Here is a 21,111-nt window from a genome sequence, read left to right on the forward strand (position 1 = left end):
GCCCCGGTTTAGGTAAAGGCGTAGTCAAGGCACATATACATGAGGGATAAACACCGAGTGGTAAAAAAGTATAAACTCCAAATAGAGTCATAAAAGGATACCAGAGTATCGCCTAAGTTAATATATTGGCTTGGGCGATTTTTTATAGAATATGGATCAGGGACAACGGCAAGAAATTGTATAGACGAACATCCGTTCGATTAACCATTCGTCTTTATAACTGGGAAAATGTTGCCGATGATCTTATTGAACAGATATAGAGGGATGGGGTGGCTGATTGAATCATGGACAGGCGAAGACCTGTAAAAAAGATTATGATGAGATCATAAAGAAATTCTATTTTTATAAAGGATGTGGCAAGATCAGCAAGAATAATTATATTGACAAAGATTGGACAAGAAGGAGCGTTCATCGTGGCGGAAATAATCGAATTCTTCAGCAGTTTGTCACCACAGGAGCGATTTTTTTGGGTCCTCCTAGTCATACAGGGGCTTGTCCTCCTCGGACTTCTAATCACCGGTTTTCAGCTGCATAAACTGATGAACCGCTATAGGTTACTCCTTACTGGAAACAAAGGTGCCAATTTAGAGGAAATCTTGCTTGATTTGGGCGAAAGAATGAAGAATGCGGAGGAAAGACTTTTAAGCGGAGAAGCAAGGATTGATCAGCTCGAGCGGGAGGCCACCGCTTATCTCCAGAGGTGGGCGCTTCAGCGGTATAAAGCCTTTGCCAACGTGGGCGGGGACCAGAGCTTTTCGCTTGTTCTTCTGGACCGCAAAGGCAACGGCGTAATGCTCAGCAGCATCTACGGGCGGGATGAATCAAGGGTATATGCCAAATCGATCAGCGGCGGAAAGGCGAATTACCCCCTGTCCGACGAAGAAGAACAGGTTTTAGCTGCAGCTCTTGAAGGAAGAAAATAAAAGGAAAAGAAAAAAGCAGGAAGGATTTTTCAGGAAAAAGGAGAATAAGTTACGTACTGTTAATAAATGAATATTCAAAGCCAGATGGTGGTAAGCCCGGCGGCCTTTGTCTTAGTTGTTTACGCGGGGATTAGTCGTGCTCGCCCGTTTCCGGTTGGTGGATGGACAAATTGAGTTATTTTTGAAGATAATTACGGAGGGAACGTGGCATAATAGATTCGGGTAAGCGGTGATAGAAATTGATCGATGGTCGTGCGACGCTGGTCAGTAGAATAAAAAAATATTGGCGAAAAAAAAGGGAAGTACGTTATACTTTTATGTTGGTTCCGCGTGGTTCAGGAGTAACTAAAAGTATTAATATCCCTTTTTTCATCATTGTCCTTTTTTTCCTTTTGTTCGCGGCTAATATTTACTTCTTGGTCCGTTATCCTTTGCGTCTTTCGGAGATCGATAATTTAGATCGTAAAGTATACCAGCTTAATGACGTGATTGCCCGAAACGACAACGATTTGAAATTGATTGATCCATCAATCAAAAAGACGGAAGAGTTCGAAGCAATTGTAGCGCAACATAGTGAGATCATAAAACAGATCGAAGCATTACACCGTTCAATTTTGGATAAAAAAGCTGGTAAGTTTTGATAAAGGAGTCAATTATGGAACGGGTAATGAAATCGCCGCTGAGGTTTTCCTCCCGGCGCCGGAAAAAAGATCGAGGCTATACGTTGATGGTGCTCCCGAACAAACCGGAAAAGGTGAGGAGCATCTATCTTCCTTTTGTCCTTATTGTAATATTCTTTTGTTTAATGGGCGTAAACTTCTATTTTCTATGTCGTTATCCTTTGCGGATTGCCGAGATCTTCCGACTTGAACAGGAGATTATCAATTGCAAGCAGATCATTGCCCGTCAAGAAAAAGAATTGAAAATGATCGATCCGGCGATTCGATCAACCCATGAGGTCGGGGAGATGATTAATGTCCATAATCGACTGGCCATGGAGCTGGAGAACAAGTACAATGAAGTTCGGAACATCTCTTCACGGACGCGGGTCAGTCGGGGCAGTAGTTATCGTCCCTTCCAATTGCCCCAGTACAAGTTGTCCAGCGCCGATTCGGAGCTGACCAAACTATATATTCTCAACAGTAACCTGGACTTTCTGGATGAAGAGCTAAGCAAGACCAGTGCTCAACTGCAAGATCTGTATTCCCGTTTTAGTGCCTATGACCGGGAGCTGGATTATACCCCCACCATTTACCCGTTAGTGCAAAAAGGCTATATCACTTCTTATTATGGATACCGGCGGGATCCGGTCACCGGCCGGGTCGGTGCTTTCCATGAAGGGATCGATATTGCGGTACGGGCGGGGACGCCAGTGCGGGCGACCGCCGACGGAACGGTGGTACGCGCTTCTTCCTATGGTACATACGGGTTGTTTATCGAGATTAAACATGGCTCCTATGGGTACCGTACAAGGTATGCCCATAATAGTAAAATATTGGTTAGAGAAGGGCAGCAGGTGAAAAAGGGCGATATCATTGCCCTGGTTGGGAGTACGGGTAAAAGTACCGGTCCCCACCTTCATTACGAAGTTCTCTATAACGGTAAACCGGTTAATCCACGAAACTACCTGCCGTAATCATTATTGAGGAGGATACTGATGAGAAAAGACAAGCATGAAGCAAACAACAAAGGTGGAAGCAGGAAAATTGACACTCTGATCGGAAAGGATTCCGCCTTTACAGGTAATATAGAATCCACGGGGACAATCCGGATTGACGGTAAGTTTGACGGCGAAATCATCACCAAAGGGGATTTGGTGATTGGGGAAAGTGGAGTAGTACAAGGGAAGATTAAAGCCGAAAACATCACTATTGCCGGTAAAGTCCAGGGTGAAGTAGAGGCCGCCGGCAAGTTGGAATTGGTTCCGACCGGGAACTTGCAAGGGGAAGCCAAAATGGCCTTGTTGGTGGTGGAAGAAGGCGCGGTCTTCCAAGGGAACTGTCAACAATTCAGCAAGGATAGTAAGGAAAAAGGGAAGTTTCTACCGATTGGAACCCCGGCGGAACAAAAAGGCCAAGCGAACAGCGGTCAGACCCAACGCTAAGGCAAGACGTGCCAGGCTGACGGGATGGGTCCACAGTTTTACATTCAACACACTGCTCTTCTTGGGGTAAAGGATTAAATCATTAATGGTGGCAAAGATGAGAGAAGTGGATAACCGGGCTTTTGTTTTTTTGTGGAGAAAAAGAAGAAGGAAGAGAGAAAAAGGGTATTGCTTAATGATCGTCCCCAATAACAAGGGGAAGGTCAACTCGATAAACATCCCTTACTTTGTTTTTATCTCTTTCTTTATCATTATGGCGGTCAACATTTATTATCTTGTCCGTTATCCTTTCCGCATTTCGGAGATCTGGGAGCTGGAACGGCATATTTATGATTTACGCCAGATCATCGCCAAGCAGGACAAAGAACTGCGGCGGCTTGATCCTTGTCTGAAAGCAACCCAGGAGATGGCGGGCAAGTTAAACGCCTCCAACCGTTTCTTTGTTGATATGGAGTTGGAATATGACCGCCTGCGCAACAACAAAAAAACCGGGGAAAAAGCCCTGACGTACCGGGAAGTATATTTACCCGGTTACCGGCTGTCCAGTGCCGACCAGGATTACTCTAAATTAGAACTCTTAAACAGTAACTTAAGCTATCTTGAAGAAGAGCTTGCCTTCACCAGTTCCGCACTGGATGATCTATTAACCAAGTATAAAACATACGACCGTCAACTCGACTTCATCCCGACCATCTGGCCGCTGGCCCGTGACCGGCGGATCTCCTCCGGTTTTGGTTACCGACGGCACCCGGTTCATAAACAGGTCATATTCCACCACGGAATAGACATCCCGTCCCGGATCGGAACGCCGGTGCGGGCGACCGCCGAGGGAACGGTGACGATTGCGGGACCCCGGGGCGGCTATGGCCTTTTGGTTGAAATTAACCACGGCAACGGATACCGGACGCGATACGGGCATAACAGTCGACTGGCGGTCCGGGTTGGACAAAAAGTGAAAAAAGGACAGATCATTGCGTACGTCGGTAATACCGGGACCAGTACCGGACCCCACGTTCACTATGAGGTACGACTTAACAATGTTCCGGTAGACCCAACACCATATCTTAATTGAAGGGGTCGATAGCTGTTATGGAAGGGAAAAATCAAATTCAGACGATCATCGGGAAGGCTACCACTTTTCGGGGGACGATTGGTTCGACGGAAAATATTCAGATTGATGGAAAGCACCAAGGGGAGATTGTTACGAAAGGAAACCTCTATATCTCGGAGTCGGGGGAAGTGGAAGGCAAAGTCCAGGCCGACAATCTTCTGCTCGCCGGTGTTCTTCATGGAGAGACAAAAGTAAATGGAAAGATGGAGATTTTAGCAACCGGAAAATTCCAAGGCGAGGCGGAAATGTCCATCTTCGTAGTGGAAGAAGGCGCCCGCTTCCAGGGCGAGTGCCGGCAAAACAAAAAATAGAGGCGAAAAGCAGCTTGTTCTCAAAAGCAGAGTTGCGAATGATTATTAAGCCCCTGAATAAGGGGCTTTTTCATACATATAGGGCTTGTTTGGAACAATCCTTTCGCTCCCAGACATAGAAATAGAGCGGGAAAAGAAAACGCCGTATGGTTAGCGGAAAAAGGTGAGGATTTTGCGGTTTCAACCTTCCAAAACAGGAGCACAGAGAATACTCGCGGAAAAACTACGGGATGAGAAGATCAGCTTTCTGGAAAACCAGTGGCTGGAAGGGATGGAAGTGGACATCTTCCTACCCGAGTATTATCTGGTCATCGAGATTGATGGTTTTTATCATTTAAGTGCGGGACAGCAAGCAAGGGATCTCCAAAAAGACCAGCGGTTACAAGCCGCCGGTTATCATGTATTGCGTTTTACAAACTCCCAGGTCTACCAGGACATTAAAGAGTGCCTGCGGCAGATCAAAGTGTTTATTGACGGTCATGATCTCCAGCTAAAAAAAGGGGCTTGCCCGGATGAGGAGCAAGCCCCTTGGCAAAGTCAGTTGGCTGCCTATAAAAAAAGGCTGAACCAAGAAGAAGAAAAGACTGAAGAATAGAGTAGGCTGCTTTTACCACTTTAGGACCGGATGGCGGGCTGCTTCTGCTTCGTTTAAGCGCCGTACGGGTGTCGTATAGGGCGCTTCTTTTAGTTTCTCCGGCGTGGTCTTGGCTTGCTCCGCCAGTTCTTTCATGACCGCCACAAATGAATCCAGTAAGTCCAGGGTGACGGATTCTGTTGGTTCAATCATTAAGGCTTCGGCCACGATCAAGGGAAAGTAGACGGTCGGCGGATGGATCCCGTAATCGAGAAGGCTTTTCGCCAGATCCATGGTCCGGACTCCGGCCGGGTTTTCCTTCAACCCGCTGAGGACGAACTCGTGCATACAGTGCCGGTCGTAAGGAAGATTATAGTCTTCCTTTAATAAGGTTTGCAGATAATTGGCCGCTAAGACTGCATCGGATGAGGCTTGCTTCAACCCGTCAAAGCCGAGGCTGTAAATATAGGCGAGGGCTTTGATGATTACCGCAAAATGACCCCAAAAACCCTTCACTTTACCAATGGTACGGGGTGCATCGTAACTCCACTTAAAACCGGCCGGCGTCGAAACGACCCGGGGAACAGGCAAATACGGTGCCAAGTGGGCTTTAACACCCAGTGGCCCGGAACCGGGACCGCCGCCGCCATGAGGGGTGGCAAAGGTCTTATGGAGATTAAGATGGACAAGGTCAAAGCCCATATCACCGGGACGGGCCCAGCCCATAATGGCATTGAGGTTGGCACCGTCGTAATAGACCTGGCCGCCGATGTCGTGGATCATCTGGGTGATGGTTAGAATCTTTTCTTCAAAAAGGCCCAAGGTATTGGGGTTTGTTAACATCAACCCGGCAACCTGCGGTGACAGATAAGGTTTAAGGTCCTCAGGTTCAATAATTCCGGCCGCCGAAGACGGGATCTTTTGGACTCTAAAGCCGGCCAACGCCGCACTGGCGGGGTTGGTGCCGTGGGCGGAGTCGGGAATAAGAATGATCTCCCGTTCCAATTCACCCCGATCCCGAAGGGCTGCTTTCATAATCAAGAGACCGGTTAGTTCGCCGTGGGCACCGGCGGCTGGTTGCAACGTAAAGGCGTCCATCCCGGTGATGGTCGCGAAGATTCTTTCTGCTTCGTAGATCAACCGGAGGGCCCCTTGCACGTTGGATTCATCCTGCAAAGGATGGAGGTCCCGAAAACCGGGAAGGGAGGCCAAATCTTCCAGGAGTTTGGGGTTGTATTTCATTGTGCAGGAGCCCAGTGGATAAAAGCCTTGGTCCACACCGAAGCTCCGCTGGGACAACTGGGTAAAATGGCGGGTCACATCCATTTCACTCAGTTCCGGTAAGTTCAGTGGCGCCGTGCGGCGAAAAGCAGACGGGATCAGTTCTTCTTCCGGTGTCGTCAGATCCGAAACGGGGGGTAGATAGCCTCGTCTTCCCGGGACGGAAGCCTGGTTTAATAAAACGGGTCCGGCTTTCTTTTTCATTGTACACACCTCTCAATTTCTTCACAGAACCGGTCCATCTCGGCTTTGGTTCGTAATTCGGAAGTATATAAGAGATAGGCGTTGGTTGAAAACGGTTGACCGGAAGGCAACCTATAGCCGGGGAGAAAGCCTTTCTCCTTCATTTTTGGGATAAAGGATTCATCGGTGGTAGGCAGGCCAATCACAAATTCATGGAAAAAGGGTTCGAGCGATAGTCCTTGCACCGCCGGAATCCTGGTTAGTTGGGAATAGAGGTAATGACTGTTCCGTACCGTGGACAGCGCGACTTCTTTTAAGCCGGTTGGGCCCAGTAGGGACAGGTAGATGGTGGCGGTGATGGCACAGAGGGCCTGATTGGTGCAGATGTTGGAAGTGGCTTTTTCACGCCGGATATGTTGTTCTCTGGTTTGTAGCGTTAAGACAAACCCTTCTTTTCCGTCTAGATCGGTGGTCTTTCCGACCAACCGGCCGGGCATGTTCCGGAGAAAATCCTTTTTGGCGGCGAAAAAACCAAGGTAAGGTCCGCCAAAGGAGAGGGGTAACCCGAAAGACTGGGCTTCACCGACCACGAGATCCGCACCCATCGTCCCGGGTGGTTCCAACAGGCCGAGGCAGATTGGGTCGTTAAGATAAACGATGGACAAAGCGCCACTTTCTTTAATTAAGGAGAGCAAATCTCTGGTCAGCCGCAGGCGGCCAAAAAAATCCGGATACTGGAGGACGACCGCGGCGGTTTGGTCGGAAAGCAAGGTGGCGAGTTGTGATTTGACTTCTGGTTCCTGTTCTTGCGGTGCCATAAAATGCATTTTCACCGGTAAATGGGCGGTGTAAGTCCGGAGAACCTGTTGGGCTTCGGGGTTCAGTCCGGAAAGCACGATAAACTCCTTCCGGTTGCTGACGTTATGAGCCAGGAGGACGGCCTCGGCCAGGGCGGTGGGTCCATCGTACATTGAAGCATTGGCCACGTCCATTCCGGTCAGATCGGCAACTAAGGATTGGTATTCAAAAAAGGCCTGGAGCAGTCCCTGGCTGAACTCCGGCTGGTAAGGGGTATAGGCGGTCAGAAACTCGGAACGGTTGACCAAAAAGGGTAGTGCCGACGGGATTGCGTGTTCATAGGCCCCGGCCCCCAGAAAGGAAATGAGCTGCGAGACGGGGGTGTTTTCTGCCGCCCACCGGGTAAAGAGCCGCTTAACCTCCCACTCATTCCGGGCGGAAAGGTCAAAGGCAGCTTTGGCGCGTATTGTCACCGGAATGGTGGCGAAGAGTTCGGACTCGTCTTGAATGCCAATGACTTTGGCCATTTGACGCCGTTCCTGGTCGGTCAGGGGTAAATATGGATGGCCCATCTTTTCACCTCTTTCTCTTATAAAACGGTAGTTGAACGCATTCGGCGGGACGGAAAGTACCACGCATCGCCAGTGACAACGGGGTACCGGGCGGTGGAACCGGATGCACCAAAGCCATCCCCAGCGCTTTCTCCAGGGTTGGCGAATAGGACCCGGAAGTAATCTGCCCGATCGGCTGTTGATCCCAGTAGACAGTCATCCCCGGACGGGGGATGGCAGAGCGGTCGGCGATGAGGCCAATCCGCCGCGGAGTGTTGGGATCGTTCTTTTCCCGCAGCAAAGGTGAACGGCCACAAAAATCCGGCTTCTCCCAGGCGATAAACCGTTCCAACCCGGCTTGGACCGGGGAGATTGTGGTGGAAAGTTCATGGCCGTAAAGCGGTAAACCCGCCTCCAGTCTGAGCAAATCCCGGGCGCCTAGACCGGCCGGGACTAAACCGTCCTTCTCACCGGCACGGAGGAGATCCGCCCAAAGGGTCGCGGCCAGGGTCGGCGGGATAAATATCTCAAAGCCATCCTCACCGGTATAGCCGGTGCGGGAGATGATCAGTTCTTCGTTTTGCCACAAAAGCTTCTTGAACCGGTAAGTTTTTAAAGGAAGGACATCCGGAAAAAGCCGGGTGAGGATAGCGGCTGCGGCGGGGCCTTGGAGGGCCAGGAGCGCAAAGAGTGGGGAGTAGTCCCGGAGTTCTATTTCATAACCGGTGGCCTGGGATTGCAGGAAGGAAAAGACCGTTTCGGTATTAATGGCGTTGACCACCAGCAAAAACTCTTGTTGTCCGATGCGGTAGACTAAAAGGTCGTCGATGGTCCCGCCTTCCGGGTTGCAAAGAAAGGTATAGATGACTTGACCGCTGTCGACCGTAGCCACATTATTGGTTAGCATCCGGTCTAAAAAAGACAGGGCTTCCGGACCGGCAACCAATAATTCGCCCATATGGGAGACGTCAAACAACCCGGCGTGGTTGCGGACGGCGTGGACTTCTTGCAGGATCCCGGCGAACTGCAGAGGCATCTGCCAGCCCGCAAACTCGGTAAAGCGGGCACCCGCTTGTAAACAGCTTTCGTAAAGCGGGGTTTTCTTTTCTGGGCTTGGTGCCAAAGTAAATCGCTCCTTTATTTAATTTTGGAGATATCGAGTTAAAAGTGCAGCACGGCACGGTCTGATAGGATCTGAAAGGTCGTATTAAACGGAGCGGAGAGAGCCTGTAATTCCTGCAAAACGCGTTCCGCGTCGGCCCCGGTATAAGGCTGCGGTTGAAAATGGACCTGATAATTATTGATGTTAATCGGATAAAAAGCGGCCTCTTTTATGCCGGAAGGCGTCAAACGGACTTGGAGAATTAAACCGTCCTGCACCTTTCTGCTGTAGGAGGCAAAGATAAAATTACCAAGACTATAGGCAATCAAACCGTGTTTGTAAACTTCGACCCCTTGAATGACGTGGGGATGATGCCCTACCACCAGGTGGGCGCCGGCGTTAATGGCAACTTTGGCCAAATCGGCTTGATAAGCTTTACGTTCTTTTAGCAGTTCGGCGCTCCAGTGGAAAGAGACAACCACAATATCGGCGAGTTCACGGGCTTTTTTGACGTCCACGGTAAGATAGCGGGAATCACCGGGGGCGGTTCCCGCCCGGGTGGCGGTGGCGTTAAACTCTAAAGGCAAAGTATTGTTATAAGCAAGAAAGGCTATTCTGATCCCGTTTTTTTCAAGGATGGCGGGGGTGCGGGCAGCGGCCAGGTTGGGGCCGGCGCCGGTATGGGCAATATTATGTTGTTCCAAGAGGGCAATGGTTTCGGCCAGCGCTTCCGGGCCATAATCCATAATGTGGTTGTTGGCCAGGGAAACCACGTTTAGGTTACCCGCTTTAAGGGTTTTTACCACCGGGGGCGCACAGCGGAAGGTGAAGGTTTTTTCCACGTAAACTTCACCCCGGGTGGAAATGGGTGTTTCCAGATTGGCAAAGAAAAGATCACTTTCCTGACAGAAGGTTTGCAAATAACGAAATGGATAAACGGGATCGGAGAAAAGGATTTTTTCCAGCGGGCCCCCCAGATAAAGATCGCCGGCTAAAGTAAGAACCACCTCTGTTTCGGGGTTTTGTCCGAAGACCGAGACGACCAGGATTAAACATAACAAAAGGGTAAAAAGGACCGCGTAAGGACGACAAACAAAGGTTAAGTTGGCGCGCACCGCTGGACCTCCCTTTGACAATAATAATAAATAATATCTTCCATTATTATATCATTAAGCCTACTAAGATGACAGCAGATTATCCCTTTTCCATTGTTCGCTGGAAGAAAAAGCGGGTGGCGAAATTTTGTTTTCGGCAGGAGTAGAGTCCCAAAAGGGGGAAATAGACTAGAGACCGTGGATGGATCGGAGGGAAACAGGTGAAGGAGGCCAACCAGGAAGAACAATTGACGGCTCCACAGGGAAGGGTTTTAAAGTTAATCCTTTCTTGGTTACGGGAGCACGATTTTTCAGAAGATAAATATCAACAGGCCAAAGCAATCTGGTTACGCTATCTTAAACGGATTGAATCCAGGACCCAGCCGTCCTTTGCCAATACGCGCCTGTGGGCGGCGGCGGTCCTTTACACGCTGGGGTTGCAGGGTGGGTATGAATCATTAACGGGGCCGCGGTTGGCGGCGGCTTTTGGTGTTTCCCCCACCAGTATCCATAACCGGGGAGTAGAGATCCTCCGCACCTTGGCGGGGACAGCGCGCCAGGGGGACAATCTGGTGAAGTTGCATCGTTTTTTCCCTTCGGAAAAGGCCGCCAAAGCCTTTCATGAATTGATTGTCTTCACCCAACACTCTGAAGAATGGATGAATTATGTGGCCACGGTTTTCGAAGAGTTCATTCTTTGGGAGAAGGCGGCGCTATCATTTGATTTGTTACTTGAGCTGTTGCTCTTTACCACTTGTGACCGGGTCTTACCGGAAGGGAAAAGTATTATCACCCTTTACTTGGAGAGAAACCGTGATTTGGGAGGAGAAGAACGAACTTTCCTTGAGTGTCTGGCCGCCAGCCGGTTCGGGATCTTTCAGGTGACCTTCGCGGAGAAGGACGGTCAGGTGCGGTTTAATGATTTATTCCGAGGGGATGAGGTTCCGGTGGCCCTGGGTGGGATTATTGCGCCACCCGACAGTTTCATGATGGGACGGATTATGCCCCATTCGCCGGGAAAAGACGGGTTTTGGCGGCCGGTCATCTTTTTGACCGCGCTGGAAGAACCAATGGTGGCCGCGCTGGAGACAGAGGCCAAAAAATGGTTTTGGCAATATAGTGTCGCGCATAAAGGGTGGGCGACGGAAGAAAGTTTTATTCGCGAGAATGGTTACCGGTTTTTACGGTGGTATCTCGAAAACATTACGGCCGGAACGGCGCGCTAAAGGTGGTATAATAATCTTACATATATTTAGGAAAGGTAAAGGATCCGAAGCGGAAAAAGAAGAAAGGCGAGGAGTAAAATTAGGAGGTAATGATCGTGGATTTTTTAAACCATATTGAAAAAGCACAACCGGAAATAATCTCAACGTTACAAGAGTTGATCGCAATTCCCAGTGTGAAAGCGGAACCGGCCGGGGCGGACGCCCCCTTTGGCCGGGAGATCGCGCGTGCCCTGGAGTATGTGCTGGCCTGGGGGGAAAGACAAGGGTTTACCGCAAAGAACCTGTCAGGTTACGCCGGGCATCTGGAGTACGGTACGGGCGAAAAGACCGTTGGCGTTTTAGTCCATTTGGATGTGGTCCCGGCCGGAGAAGGCTGGCGCTATTCCCCTTTTTCCGGAACGGTTGCCGACGGAAAGATCTACGGCCGCGGGGCGATTGACGACAAAGGTCCGGCGGTTGCCGTCATGTATGCACTCAAGGCCTTAAAAGAGAGCGGCGTCAAGTTGGGGAAAAAGATCCGGATTATCTTCGGTTGTGATGAAGAGAGCGGTTGGCGCTGTATGGAACATTACTTTAAACACGAAAGAAAGCCGGATTACGGGTTCACCCCGGATGCCTATTTCCCCTTGATTAACAGTGAAAAAGGCCAAATGGCCTTGAAGTTCGAGAGTGAAGTCGCGTCCGACGGTACCGGGGTTATTCTGAAGACCTTTACCGGCGGGACCAGACGTAATGTGGTTCCCGAGGAGGCCGAGGCGGTTTTGGCCTTTCCGGACCAGGAAGGATTGGAAAAAGGTAAAGCGGCGCTTTTAGCCCAAGGCATCGACGGGATCGAAGTGCTTGCCCTCCCGGAACAAAACCACCTGAAGGTCAGGGCGCAGGGAGTCCCGGCCCACGGCAGCACCCCGGAACTGGGGGATAATGCCGTTACGAAACTGGCGCAAGCTTTGGCCCCGCTGGAAGGAGAAGGATCCGCCTGGGCGGCGGTGCGATTTATCCGGGAACGCATCGGGCGGCAGACCGATGGCCGCGGTTTGGGGATTAATTGTCAGGATGAGGTATCGGGCGCGTTAACGATTAATCTGGGCGTGGTGCGTACGGAGGCCGGAAAGATCCGGATGGAAGTTGACATCCGTTCACCCCAAAGTGCCGACCATGAAACCTTGAAAGAGAAAATTGCTGACCACTTACGCCCTTATGGACTGAAGATTGCGGAGTATAGTACCATGCCGCCCCATTATCTCCCCGTTGATCACCACCTGGTGCAGGTGTTACTCCAGGTCTACCGGGAAGAGACGGGCGACTGGTCAAAACCGGTGGCCACCGGCGGGCGCACCTATGCGGTGGCGCTGGGCAACGGGGTGGCCTTCGGGCCCGGCTTTCCGGGGCAACCGGAGACGGCCCACCAAAAAGACGAATATATTGCCGTAGCTGACCTCATGAAATGCACACGGATCTACGCAAAAGCCCTTTACGCGTTAGCGAAGGAAGAATGAGGAAATAAGGAGAATCGGGCAATGGGTAAACGGGGAACGATGCTTTTCTTCATCGCCCTCCTCTGTTTAGGCGGTAGCCTGTTGGTACAGGCCAATAAAGGAGCGGCGGAAATACCGGTGGTCATCAAAGAACGGGCGGGCCTCGATTGGAAAAACACCCCGCTCACGGTAGGGGTACCGGTGCCGGCCGCCGATAAGAATTTTCTGAACCCGCCACGGGTTTTAGACCAATGGGGGCGGGAGGTTCCCAGTCAGGCAATTTTGTTGTCGTCTCCAACGGCAACCACGGTTCCCAGGTGGTGGCGGATTACGTTTCTCGGGACCATTAATCGCCATGATTCCCTTGTTTACCGGGTGGTGCCGGGTGAAGAAAAAAGAGTACAACCCCGGTCCGCCGTCCGGGTGGAAAAAACCACCACCGGCTACTTGGTGGAAAACAACTATTTGAAACTGGAACTGAGTACAGCCCAGCCTTTGGTGGCAAAGGCCTGGTTTGACACAAATGGGAAGGGATCCTTTCCGGATGCTCCGTTGATGAGTGTCCCGTGGCAATTGGGTTTAAGGACAACCACCGGTGACTATACAATAAGCAACCTTCCGGAGGCCCGGATTACCCTGGAAGAAGAAGGGCCGCTGCGGGCGGTTTTTCGGATAACCGGGCCGTTGTCGCTTCCCGAGCAGGACGGCGTGTTTACATACGACTGCCGGTTGGTGGTTTATGCCGAGACCTCCTATCTCCGGTTGGCGGTAAGATTAATCAACACCACCGGGCAACCGGTGACCGTGGAGGAGGCTTGGGTCGGGTCCACCTTTAATTTAAAAGGAGAGCGGCTGGAGGCGAGTGCAGGGCTTGACGGAAAATCCCCCAAAACGGCGGCCTTGCGCGGTAATAACTGGGCTGAGGTTCAGGTTGCGTCGGCGACCCGGAACCGGTGGGGCGGTGTCTTTCCGGCAAACCTTGGGGAGGCGCCGGCCGGATGGATTGCCTTAACCGGGGCGGAAAATGGAGTGGCCATTGGTGTGAAAGCCTTCCGGCAGCAGTACCCAAACGGGCTCCAGGTGAGCGGCACCGGGGAGATGAAGATCCAACTGCTGGCTGCGGCAGGGCAGGTTTGGGAGGCGGGGGTCGCCAAAACCCACCACTTGACCTTGTCTTTCTATGGAGCACGCGACCGCGAACGCTTGCCGGAGCTTGCGGCCATTACCAATAAGCCACCGGTGGCGACCGTGGCCGCCGCTTGGTTGAACCAGACCGGGGTCCTGGCCCAACCGTTAATCGATAAAGCGATGATTGCCGAGCTCGGACCGGATCACCAGTCCACGGCTTTACTCCTTAAGGAAAAAAACTGGGCGGAGTTGTTAAACTTGTTCGGGCCGTTGAGCGAAGGACAAGAAATTAACCCGGAATACTGGGGCTTCTTTAACTATGGCGATCTACCGGTGGCCTTTGCCGTCCCGTGGGCGCAAGCGGGTCAGTATTGGAACAATAACGCCTACGATCTACCGTACCAACTCCTTTGTGCCTACCTCCAAACGGAGGAACCGGCCTTCCTTGCCTTGGGGGAAGCGGCTTTGACCCATTTACAGGACGTGGATTTGGTCAATCCAACGGCCAAACCCCGTCCATTTCCGGGGTTGGAACACCTGAAAGATCCCCGTTCCGGAGAGGTGGGCGCGGTCGAAGATTTTCGCCACTATGCCAATGCCGGGTTGATCCTGGGCTATTATCTTCTGGATAACCAGTTCGGATATGAACTGGCTCTGCGGATGGCCGACCGCATAACGCTGCAACCCGGGGTTACATTTACCGATCTCCGGACCGTCAGTGCGGGGATCGCGGCGTTGCTTACGGCCTACCAGGCGACGGGTCAACAACGTTACCTGGATAGCGCCGCGGAACTGGTTAATCTGGTTTTAAACTGGCAACAACAGCAGGAAGGGGCTTTGCCGGCGGACTTTATTTATAAAACGGGGTTGGTTACCGACAGTTTGGTCGCTTACTACCGGGTTACCGGCGACCCGAAAGTTCTGGCCGGGATCCGGGCGGCGGTTGATTATAGCCTTGATCATTTCTGGGATGAGGAGTTGGGGTTGATCCAAAACGCCGGAGGGCTCCTTTTCACCAGTGCCTTGGATCTGCTCTACCGGGAAACAGGGGAGGAGAAATACTATCTTGTCAATGAGCGACAAATCCGGGTTTTAGCGGATCAATTGGCGGTGCAGGAACCGAAAGATGTGGCCCTGTATTACCGGAACGTTTTTACTTTTTTCAACGGAGCACGCCTCCGGAGTAATAAAAAGTAGTCGTTTGCGAGATGGATTGTTACAATTAGTTTTTGTGTTTTGTTTTGAGGTTGCGCTTACTTTTACGAAAGTTTACCGGAATGGCAGGCAAGAAAGGGTTTTTTCGTGGCCGAAAACGGCTAGATAGAGATTAATATTGGAAGGATAACCAGCTAAAGACGGGAAAATTAAGTGTTAACGTTTCGTTAAACATCTTTCCCCCACCTATAAAATAAGTTATTCTTTTAGTGTGACAAGTTGATTCCAGGGAAGGGATCTTAACTTGGGACCGGAATTTTCTGGTCCTCTTTCACGTTACACACCTCAATATCTGTCTCTATGTAACAGCAATTTACATTACAAATTTTAAGGAGGCTTGGCAGTGGGTAAAAAAGTTACAATTGACGGTAATACCGCTGCGGCGCATATCGCATATGCATTTAGCGATGTTGCTGCGATCTATCCTATTACCCCCTCTTCGCCGATGGCGGAGGCGATCGACGAGTGGAGCGCCGCTGGACGTAAGAATCTGTTTGGCCAGAGGGTGCGGGTGGTCGAAATGCAATCCGAGGGGGGTGCCGCGGGTGCTGTTCATGGTTCCTTAGCGGCGGGCGCGTTCACCAGTACCTTCACCGCTTCGCAGGGACTACTCCTGATGATTCCGAACATGTACAAGATCTCCGGCGAGTTACTCCCGGCGGTGTTTCATGTTTCGGCCCGGGCGTTAGCAGCCCATGCCCTTTCGATCTTTGGCGACCACAGTGACATTAATGCGGCAAGGCAAACCGGTTTTGCTTTCCTTGCTTCCAATTCGGTACAGGAAGCAATGGACATGGCGCTGGTCGCGCACCTTGCGACTTTGGAAGCCCAAGTTCCTTTTGTACACTTCTTTGACGGTTTCCGGACGTCCCATGAAGTCCAAAAGATCGAAGAGATTTCTTACGATGAGATTAGACCCTTGGTTAACTGGGATAAAGTTGAAGCTTTCCGGAAACGCGCTTTGAATCCGGAACATCCGGTGCAAAGAGGAACGGCCCAAAACCCGGATATTTACTTCCAAAACCGCGAAGCGGCCAATCCCTACTATCTAGCTACGCCGAATATTGTGGCGGAGGTTATGGAGAGAGTAGGAAAACTAACCGGCCGTTATTATAAACCCTTTGACTATGTCGGGGCTCCCGATGCCGAACGGGTTATTGTTTGCATGGGTTCGGGGGCGGAGACCGTTGAAGAAACCGTTGATTATCTGGTGAAGAAAGGCGAGAAGGTCGGTTTAATCAAAGTCCGGCTCTACCGTCCCTTCTCGGCGGAGCATTTCTTTGCGGTCCTGCCGAAGACGGTCCAGCGGATCGCCGTACTTGACCGGACGAAAGAGCCTGGCGCAAAAGGCGAACCTTTATACCTTGATGTCTGTGCCGCTTTCATGGAAAAACGGATGACCCCGGTGATCGTTGGTGGCCGGTACGGTTTAGGTTCGAAAGAATTTACACCCTCGATGGTGAAAGCGGTCTTCGACAATTTGGCGGCGGCTGAACCGAAGAACTTCTTTACCGTCGGGATTACCGATGATGTAACCCATACATCATTGGAGGTTAAAGAATATATCGATACGTCACCGGAAGGTTTGCACCGTTGTAAATTCTTCGGCTTGGGCTCCGACGGAACGGTTGGTGCCAATAAGAACTCGATTAAGATTATCGGTGACAACACCGATATGTACGCCCAAGGATATTTTGTGTATGACTCCAAAAAATCCGGCGGGATCACCATTTCCCACTTAAGGTTTGGAAAATCGCCGATTAAGTCCCCGTACTTGATCGACCAGGCCGACTTTATCGCCTGCCATAATCCTTCCTATGTGACCAGGTACGATATCTTGGACGGGATTAAAGAAGGCGGCAGCTTCTTGCTGAACTCGCCGTGGACTGCGGAAGAGATGAACGAAAAACTTCCGGCGGCGATGAAGCAGACCATTGCCAAGAAGAAGCTGAAATTCTATAATATCGACGCGGTCAAGATCGCCAGGGAAGTCGGTCTCGGCGGGCGGATTAACATGGTCATGCAAGCCGCTTTCTTCAAGATCGCCAAGGTTATTCCGGTCGAAGACGCGGTGGCCTATATTAAAGCAGCCATTAAGAAAACTTACGGCCGGAAAGGCGATAAGGTCGTTAACATGAACATTCAGGCGGTCGACCGGGCCCTTGAGGCTTTGGAAGAGATCAAATATCCCGAATCCTGGGCAACTGATACCACCGGGGCCCAAATTGTTGAAGAAGAAGTTCCCGAATATGTCCAGAACGTTATCCGGCCCATTCTCCGCCTTGAGGGCGACAAGCTTCCGGTCAGTGCTTTTGCGGCCGACGGTACGGTGCCGGTGGGGACCACCAAGTATGAGAAACGCGGTATTGCCGTTACCATCCCGCAATGGAACCCGGATGATTGTATCCAATGCAACCAGTGCGCCTTTGTCTGTCCGCACGCCTGTATCCGTCCTTATCTAGCGAAAGAGGAAGACCTGGCGAACGCTCCGGCAACCTTTGCGACGAAGAAAGCAATCGGCAAAGAACTGGACGGTTACCAGTTCCGGATGCAGGTATCGCCCTTGGATTGCACCGGCTGCGGTAACTGCGTGGATATTTGTCCGGCGAAAGGGACGCCCATTAAGATGGTGCCCTTGGAAGAGGTTGTCGATGTTGAAGTGGCCAACTATAAGTTTGCCGAGTCTCTGCCCAAGCCGGAGGTGGAGATTAACCGCGAGACGGTGAAAGGAAGCCAGTTCCTGCAACCACTCTTTGAGTTCTCCGGCGCTTGTGCCGGTTGCGGCGAGACGCCCTATGTTAAACTGGTAACCCAACTCTTTGGGGACCGGATGTTGATTGCCAATGCTACCGGGTGTTCTTCGATCTATGGTGGGAGCGCACCGACTTGTCCTTATACCGTCAATGAAAAAGGGCATGGACCGGCCTGGGCGAACTCACTGTTCGAGGATAACGCCGAGTATGGCTATGGGATGAGCTTGGCCGTACGGCAACGCCGGGAAAAACTGGCCGATCTGATGAACCAAGCCTTAGCTTTAGGCTTGGAGGGTGAGCTGAAGACGGCGTTTACCGAGTGGCTGGAAGGGAAGGACAATGCGGAGGCTTCCCGGAAAGCCGGCGACAAGATTAAGGCCTTGATCGATTCCGCCGTCGCCCAAGCGGGTGGCGAGATGAAAGAGGTACTGACGGCGATTGCCGGGATGAAGGACCTCTACACCAAGAAATCTATTTGGATCATTGGTGGTGACGGTTGGGCCTATGACATTGGTTACGGTGGATTGGATCACGTCTTAGCCTCCGGTGAAGATGTTAATATCCTGGTCCTTGACACTGAAGTATACTCCAATACTGGTGGTCAGTCGTCGAAAGCGACCATGACCGGTGCGATTGCGAAATTTGCGGCGGCCGGGAAGCAGGTGAAGAAGAAGGATCTGGGCCTGATGGCCATGTCCTACGGTTATGTCTATGTGGCCTCGATTTCGATGGGTGCCAACAAGAACCAAACCCTGAAGGCCATCGTGGAAGCGGAACGGTATCAAGGCCCCTCCTTGATCATTGCCTACGCCCCTTGCATTAACCATGGGATTAACATGAGTAAGAGCCAGCGGGAAGGGCAAATGGCGGTTGAAGCGGGTTACTGGCCATTATACCGGTACAATCCGGAACTGGCTTTGGAAGGGAAGAACCCCTTCATCCTTGATTCGAAAGAACCGACCGCCAGCTTCCGTGATTTCCTCATGGGTCAAGTCCGTTATGCATCTCTGCAAAAGCTGTACCCGGACAAAGCGGAAGACCTTTTCACCCAAGCGGAAAAAGAGGCAAAACTCCGTTACGAGATGTACAAACGGATGGCTCAAAACTAAAACAAATAACCTTTATGTATGGTTAAAAAGAAACTCACCCTGAACGGGTGAGTTTCTTTTCGTATGGAATGGGACGGCCGGGGTTAGAAGAAAAGAAACAAAAGCGACAAGTTTAGGCAAAGGTATTGTTTGCCATGGCGAAAAAGGATATATTATATATATTGAAAAGATAGGCTTTTTGCGTTGTCCGGTGCTTCATCATGAAGGTTTAATATTTTAACACTTTTACGGCCGTTGATTACCCGGTTTTTCAGTTTTTACGACCTGGAGGCAACGGGAAAAGCTTAAATCGCAATAGGGGAAGGGAGAACACGCAAGATGCTTGATCTGAAGTTAATCCGCAATAACCCCGACCAAGTAAGAGCGGGCTTGAACAAACGGGGTGCCGCCGCACTGGTCGATGAACTGCTGCGCTTGGACGAGGAGCGGCGTGATAATTTGGCCAAAGTGGAAGCGCTTAAGAACAAACGGAATGTGGTCTCAAAAGAAGTGGGACGGCTGAAAGCGGCCAACGTAGACGCCACGAACTTAATCAACGAGATGAAAGAGGTTAATGAAGAGATAAAACAACTGGACGGGATCGTCGGAAGTCTTGAGGAAAAAATCAATCGGATCCTTTATACACTGCCCAATTTGCCGCAAGAGGATGTTCCGGTCGGGACTGACGACCAAGCCAATGTTGAAATTCGGCGGTGGGGCGAACCGCGTTCCTTTTCTTTTGAACCAAAACCCCATTGGGAACTCGGGGAAAGCCTAAACCTGTTCGATTTTGAGCAAGGTGCCAAGATCAGCGGGGCCCGGTTTACGGTCCTTAAAGGGCTAGGTGCCCGGTTGGAGCGGGCTTTAGTCAATTTCATGCTGGATTTGCATGTTAACGAACATGGCTACACTGAAATCTTCCCGCCTTTTTTGGTAAACAGTGCGTGCATGGTGGGAACGGGTCAGCTGCCGAAGTTTGCGGAAGACATGTTTAAAGTCAGCCCCGGGGATTACTACTTAATTCCCACGGCGGAAGTTCCCGTGACCAATCTGCACCGGGAAGAGATTTTGGCCGCGGAGCGCCTGCCCATAAAATACGTGGCTTATAGCGCTTGTTTCCGGGCCGAAGCCGGTTCGGCCGGGCGGGATACCAGAGGGTTAATCCGTCAACACCAGTTTAACAAGGTCGAGTTGGTAAAACTGACGAAACCGGAAGATTCGGCCCGGGAGCATGAAAGTTTAGTGCAGGATGCCGAGAAAGTATTGCAACTCCTGAACCTCCCTTACCGTGTTGTTTTATTGTCCAGCGGCGATATGGGCTTTGCGGCCAGTAAATGTTATGACCTTGAAGTCTGGCTGCCCAGTTTCGGTCAGTACCGCGAAATATCTTCTTGTTCGAATTTCGGCGATTTCCAGGCCCGGCGGGCCAACATCCGTTTCCGGCGGGAGCCGGAGGCGAAACCCGAATTTGTCCATACTTTGAACGGTTCGGGTCTGGCCATCGGACGGACGGTGGCGGCGATCGTTGAAAACTATCAACAGGCGGATGGTTCAATTGCCGTACCGGATGTTCTGGTTCCTTACATGGGAGGAGTAAAGACCATTAAATAGCTTCTGACCCCTGCCGGCGGGCAACCGGGAAATCTTACCTTCCTTGACACGGAAGATTTCGCGTGCATATAATGTTGACTTATTGTTTATCTCATGCTAAAATATACTTCGCGATGGAGGAGTGTCCGAGTGGTTTAAGGAGGCGGTCTTGAAAACCGTTAGGCCGAAAGGCCTCGTGGGTTCGAATCCTACCTCCTCCGCCAGTCGAACGCTTAAAATTTACGGAGAGATACCCAAGTTGGCTGAAGGGGACGGTTTGCTAAACCGTTAGTAGGAGCAATCCTAGCGAGGGTTCGAATCCCTCTCTCTCCGCCATTATTAAAAATTAAAAACAGCTTTAAGCTGTTTTTTCTTGCGCTTATTATACAATGAAGACAGAAATTAGCCTGGTAAAATTTTAACACAAAAAAGCTATAGACAAAGCCGCAAAAATATGATAAGATAAAATTCGCCTTCCGGGAGCGGAGGACAATCCTGGGAGGAGAGGAAACGACTGAACCCTGAAAACTAAACAGCCAAGACAGGTAAGAGAAGGTAAGGGCTTGTTGCTTTACAAAGAAGTGATAAGTCCGGACGACGTCAA

At 51.0% G+C, this 21,111-nt stretch carries 16 protein-coding genes and 2 tRNA genes; 14 read left to right on the top strand and 4 right to left on the bottom strand.

Annotated elements, in window-relative coordinates; all coding sequences use genetic code 11:
* The first annotated feature begins 413 nt into the window (after positions 1–413).
* From G5B42_RS06670 to G5B42_RS06700, 7 genes are all read left to right on the top strand, one after another.
* Positions 414–923 (top strand): DUF4446 family protein, encoded by a 510-nt coding sequence (locus tag G5B42_RS06670; protein ID WP_181339673.1) that lies wholly within the window; start codon positions 414–416, stop codon positions 921–923.
* Between the two features lie 239 nt (positions 924–1,162).
* Complete coding sequence (locus G5B42_RS06675; RefSeq protein WP_181339674.1) at positions 1,163–1,564, top strand: hypothetical protein; 402 nt, start codon at positions 1,163–1,165, stop codon at positions 1,562–1,564.
* Between the two features lie 14 nt (positions 1,565–1,578).
* Entirely contained in the window at positions 1,579–2,559 is a 981-nt protein-coding gene (locus tag G5B42_RS06680) for a M23 family metallopeptidase (RefSeq protein ID WP_231133299.1), read from the top strand.
* Between the two features lie 21 nt (positions 2,560–2,580).
* Positions 2,581–3,027: a bactofilin family protein gene (locus G5B42_RS06685; RefSeq protein ID WP_181339675.1), complete on the top strand. Its 447-nt coding sequence runs from the start codon at positions 2,581–2,583 to the stop codon at positions 3,025–3,027.
* A gap of 175 nt (positions 3,028–3,202) precedes the next feature.
* Entirely contained in the window at positions 3,203–4,099 is an 897-nt protein-coding gene (locus G5B42_RS06690; RefSeq protein ID WP_181339676.1) for a M23 family metallopeptidase, read from the top strand.
* A 17-nt stretch (positions 4,100–4,116) separates the two neighbouring features.
* Complete coding sequence (locus tag G5B42_RS06695) at positions 4,117–4,449, top strand: bactofilin family protein (RefSeq protein WP_181339677.1); 333 nt, start codon at positions 4,117–4,119, stop codon at positions 4,447–4,449.
* A gap of 163 nt (positions 4,450–4,612) precedes the next feature.
* Complete coding sequence (locus tag G5B42_RS06700; RefSeq protein ID WP_181339678.1) at positions 4,613–5,044, top strand: endonuclease domain-containing protein; 432 nt, start codon at positions 4,613–4,615, stop codon at positions 5,042–5,044.
* Positions 5,045–5,056: 12 nt separating this feature from the next.
* Here G5B42_RS06700 and gcvPB read toward each other — a convergent pair whose 3' ends face one another.
* From gcvPB to G5B42_RS06720, 4 genes are read right to left on the bottom strand one after another with little or no spacing between them, the layout of a single operon-like run.
* Positions 5,057–6,508, bottom strand: a complete 1,452-nt coding sequence (gene gcvPB, locus G5B42_RS06705; protein WP_181339679.1) for an aminomethyl-transferring glycine dehydrogenase subunit GcvPB — start codon at positions 6,506–6,508, stop codon at positions 5,057–5,059.
* Entirely contained in the window at positions 6,505–7,857 is a 1,353-nt protein-coding gene (gene gcvPA, locus G5B42_RS06710) for an aminomethyl-transferring glycine dehydrogenase subunit GcvPA (RefSeq protein ID WP_181339680.1), read from the bottom strand. The genes gcvPB and gcvPA overlap by 4 nt, the downstream gene beginning before the upstream one ends.
* A gap of 4 nt (positions 7,858–7,861) precedes the next feature.
* On the bottom strand, positions 7,862–8,959 hold the full coding sequence (gcvT, locus tag G5B42_RS06715; protein WP_181339681.1) for a glycine cleavage system aminomethyltransferase GcvT: 1,098 nt from the start codon (positions 8,957–8,959) through the stop codon (positions 7,862–7,864).
* A 38-nt stretch (positions 8,960–8,997) separates the two neighbouring features.
* Positions 8,998–10,053 carry a CapA family protein gene (locus G5B42_RS06720; protein WP_181339682.1) on the bottom strand — a complete coding sequence of 352 codons (1,056 nt, stop codon included), beginning with the start codon at positions 10,051–10,053 and terminating at the stop codon, positions 8,998–9,000.
* 200 nt (positions 10,054–10,253) lie between these two features.
* Between G5B42_RS06720 and G5B42_RS06725 the strand changes: the two genes are divergently transcribed.
* The 7 genes from G5B42_RS06725 to G5B42_RS06755 all read left to right on the top strand — a co-directional run bounded on the left by G5B42_RS06725 (position 10,254) and on the right by G5B42_RS06755 (position 20,843).
* Positions 10,254–11,258 (top strand): hypothetical protein, encoded by a 1,005-nt coding sequence (locus G5B42_RS06725; protein WP_181339683.1) that lies wholly within the window; start codon positions 10,254–10,256, stop codon positions 11,256–11,258.
* 95 nt (positions 11,259–11,353) lie between these two features.
* On the top strand, positions 11,354–12,754 hold the full coding sequence (gene pepV, locus G5B42_RS06730) for a dipeptidase PepV (RefSeq protein ID WP_181339684.1): 1,401 nt from the start codon (positions 11,354–11,356) through the stop codon (positions 12,752–12,754).
* 21 nt (positions 12,755–12,775) lie between these two features.
* Complete coding sequence (locus tag G5B42_RS06735; RefSeq protein ID WP_181339685.1) at positions 12,776–15,058, top strand: hypothetical protein; 2,283 nt, start codon at positions 12,776–12,778, stop codon at positions 15,056–15,058.
* Positions 15,059–15,419: 361 nt separating this feature from the next.
* Positions 15,420–18,938, top strand: coding sequence for a pyruvate:ferredoxin (flavodoxin) oxidoreductase (nifJ, locus tag G5B42_RS06740; RefSeq protein WP_181339686.1), 3,519 nt, complete (start codon positions 15,420–15,422; stop codon positions 18,936–18,938).
* 318 nt (positions 18,939–19,256) lie between these two features.
* Entirely contained in the window at positions 19,257–20,528 is a 1,272-nt protein-coding gene (gene serS / locus G5B42_RS06745; protein ID WP_181339687.1) for a serine--tRNA ligase, read from the top strand.
* 115 nt (positions 20,529–20,643) lie between these two features.
* Positions 20,644–20,731, top strand: a tRNA-Ser gene (locus G5B42_RS06750).
* Between the two features lie 20 nt (positions 20,732–20,751).
* Positions 20,752–20,843 (top strand) — tRNA-Ser (locus G5B42_RS06755).
* The last annotated feature ends 268 nt before the right edge of the window (positions 20,844–21,111 follow it).

It is taken from the genome of Capillibacterium thermochitinicola, from assembly GCF_013664685.1.
GTDB lineage: Bacteria > Bacillota > UBA4882 > UBA10575 > UBA10575 > Capillibacterium > Capillibacterium thermochitinicola.

Excerpts from the sequence above, each read along its gene's own strand:
- serS (WP_181339687.1), top strand. The coding sequence starts at position 19,257 with ATGCTTGATCTGAAGTTAATCCGCAATAACCCCGACCAAGTAAGAGCG.
- G5B42_RS06685 (WP_181339675.1), top strand. The coding sequence starts at position 2,581 with ATGAGAAAAGACAAGCATGAAGCAAACAACAAAGGTGGAAGCAGGAAA.
- gcvPB (WP_181339679.1), bottom strand. The coding sequence starts at position 6,508 with ATGAAAAAGAAAGCCGGACCCGTTTTATTAAACCAGGCTTCCGTCCCG.
- G5B42_RS06680 (WP_231133299.1), top strand. The coding sequence starts at position 1,579 with ATGGAACGGGTAATGAAATCGCCGCTGAGGTTTTCCTCCCGGCGCCGG.
- G5B42_RS06690 (WP_181339676.1), top strand. The coding sequence starts at position 3,203 with ATGATCGTCCCCAATAACAAGGGGAAGGTCAACTCGATAAACATCCCT.
- gcvPA (WP_181339680.1), bottom strand. The coding sequence starts at position 7,857 with ATGGGCCATCCATATTTACCCCTGACCGACCAGGAACGGCGTCAAATG.
- G5B42_RS06695 (WP_181339677.1), top strand. The coding sequence starts at position 4,117 with ATGGAAGGGAAAAATCAAATTCAGACGATCATCGGGAAGGCTACCACT.
- G5B42_RS06735 (WP_181339685.1), top strand. The coding sequence starts at position 12,776 with ATGGGTAAACGGGGAACGATGCTTTTCTTCATCGCCCTCCTCTGTTTA.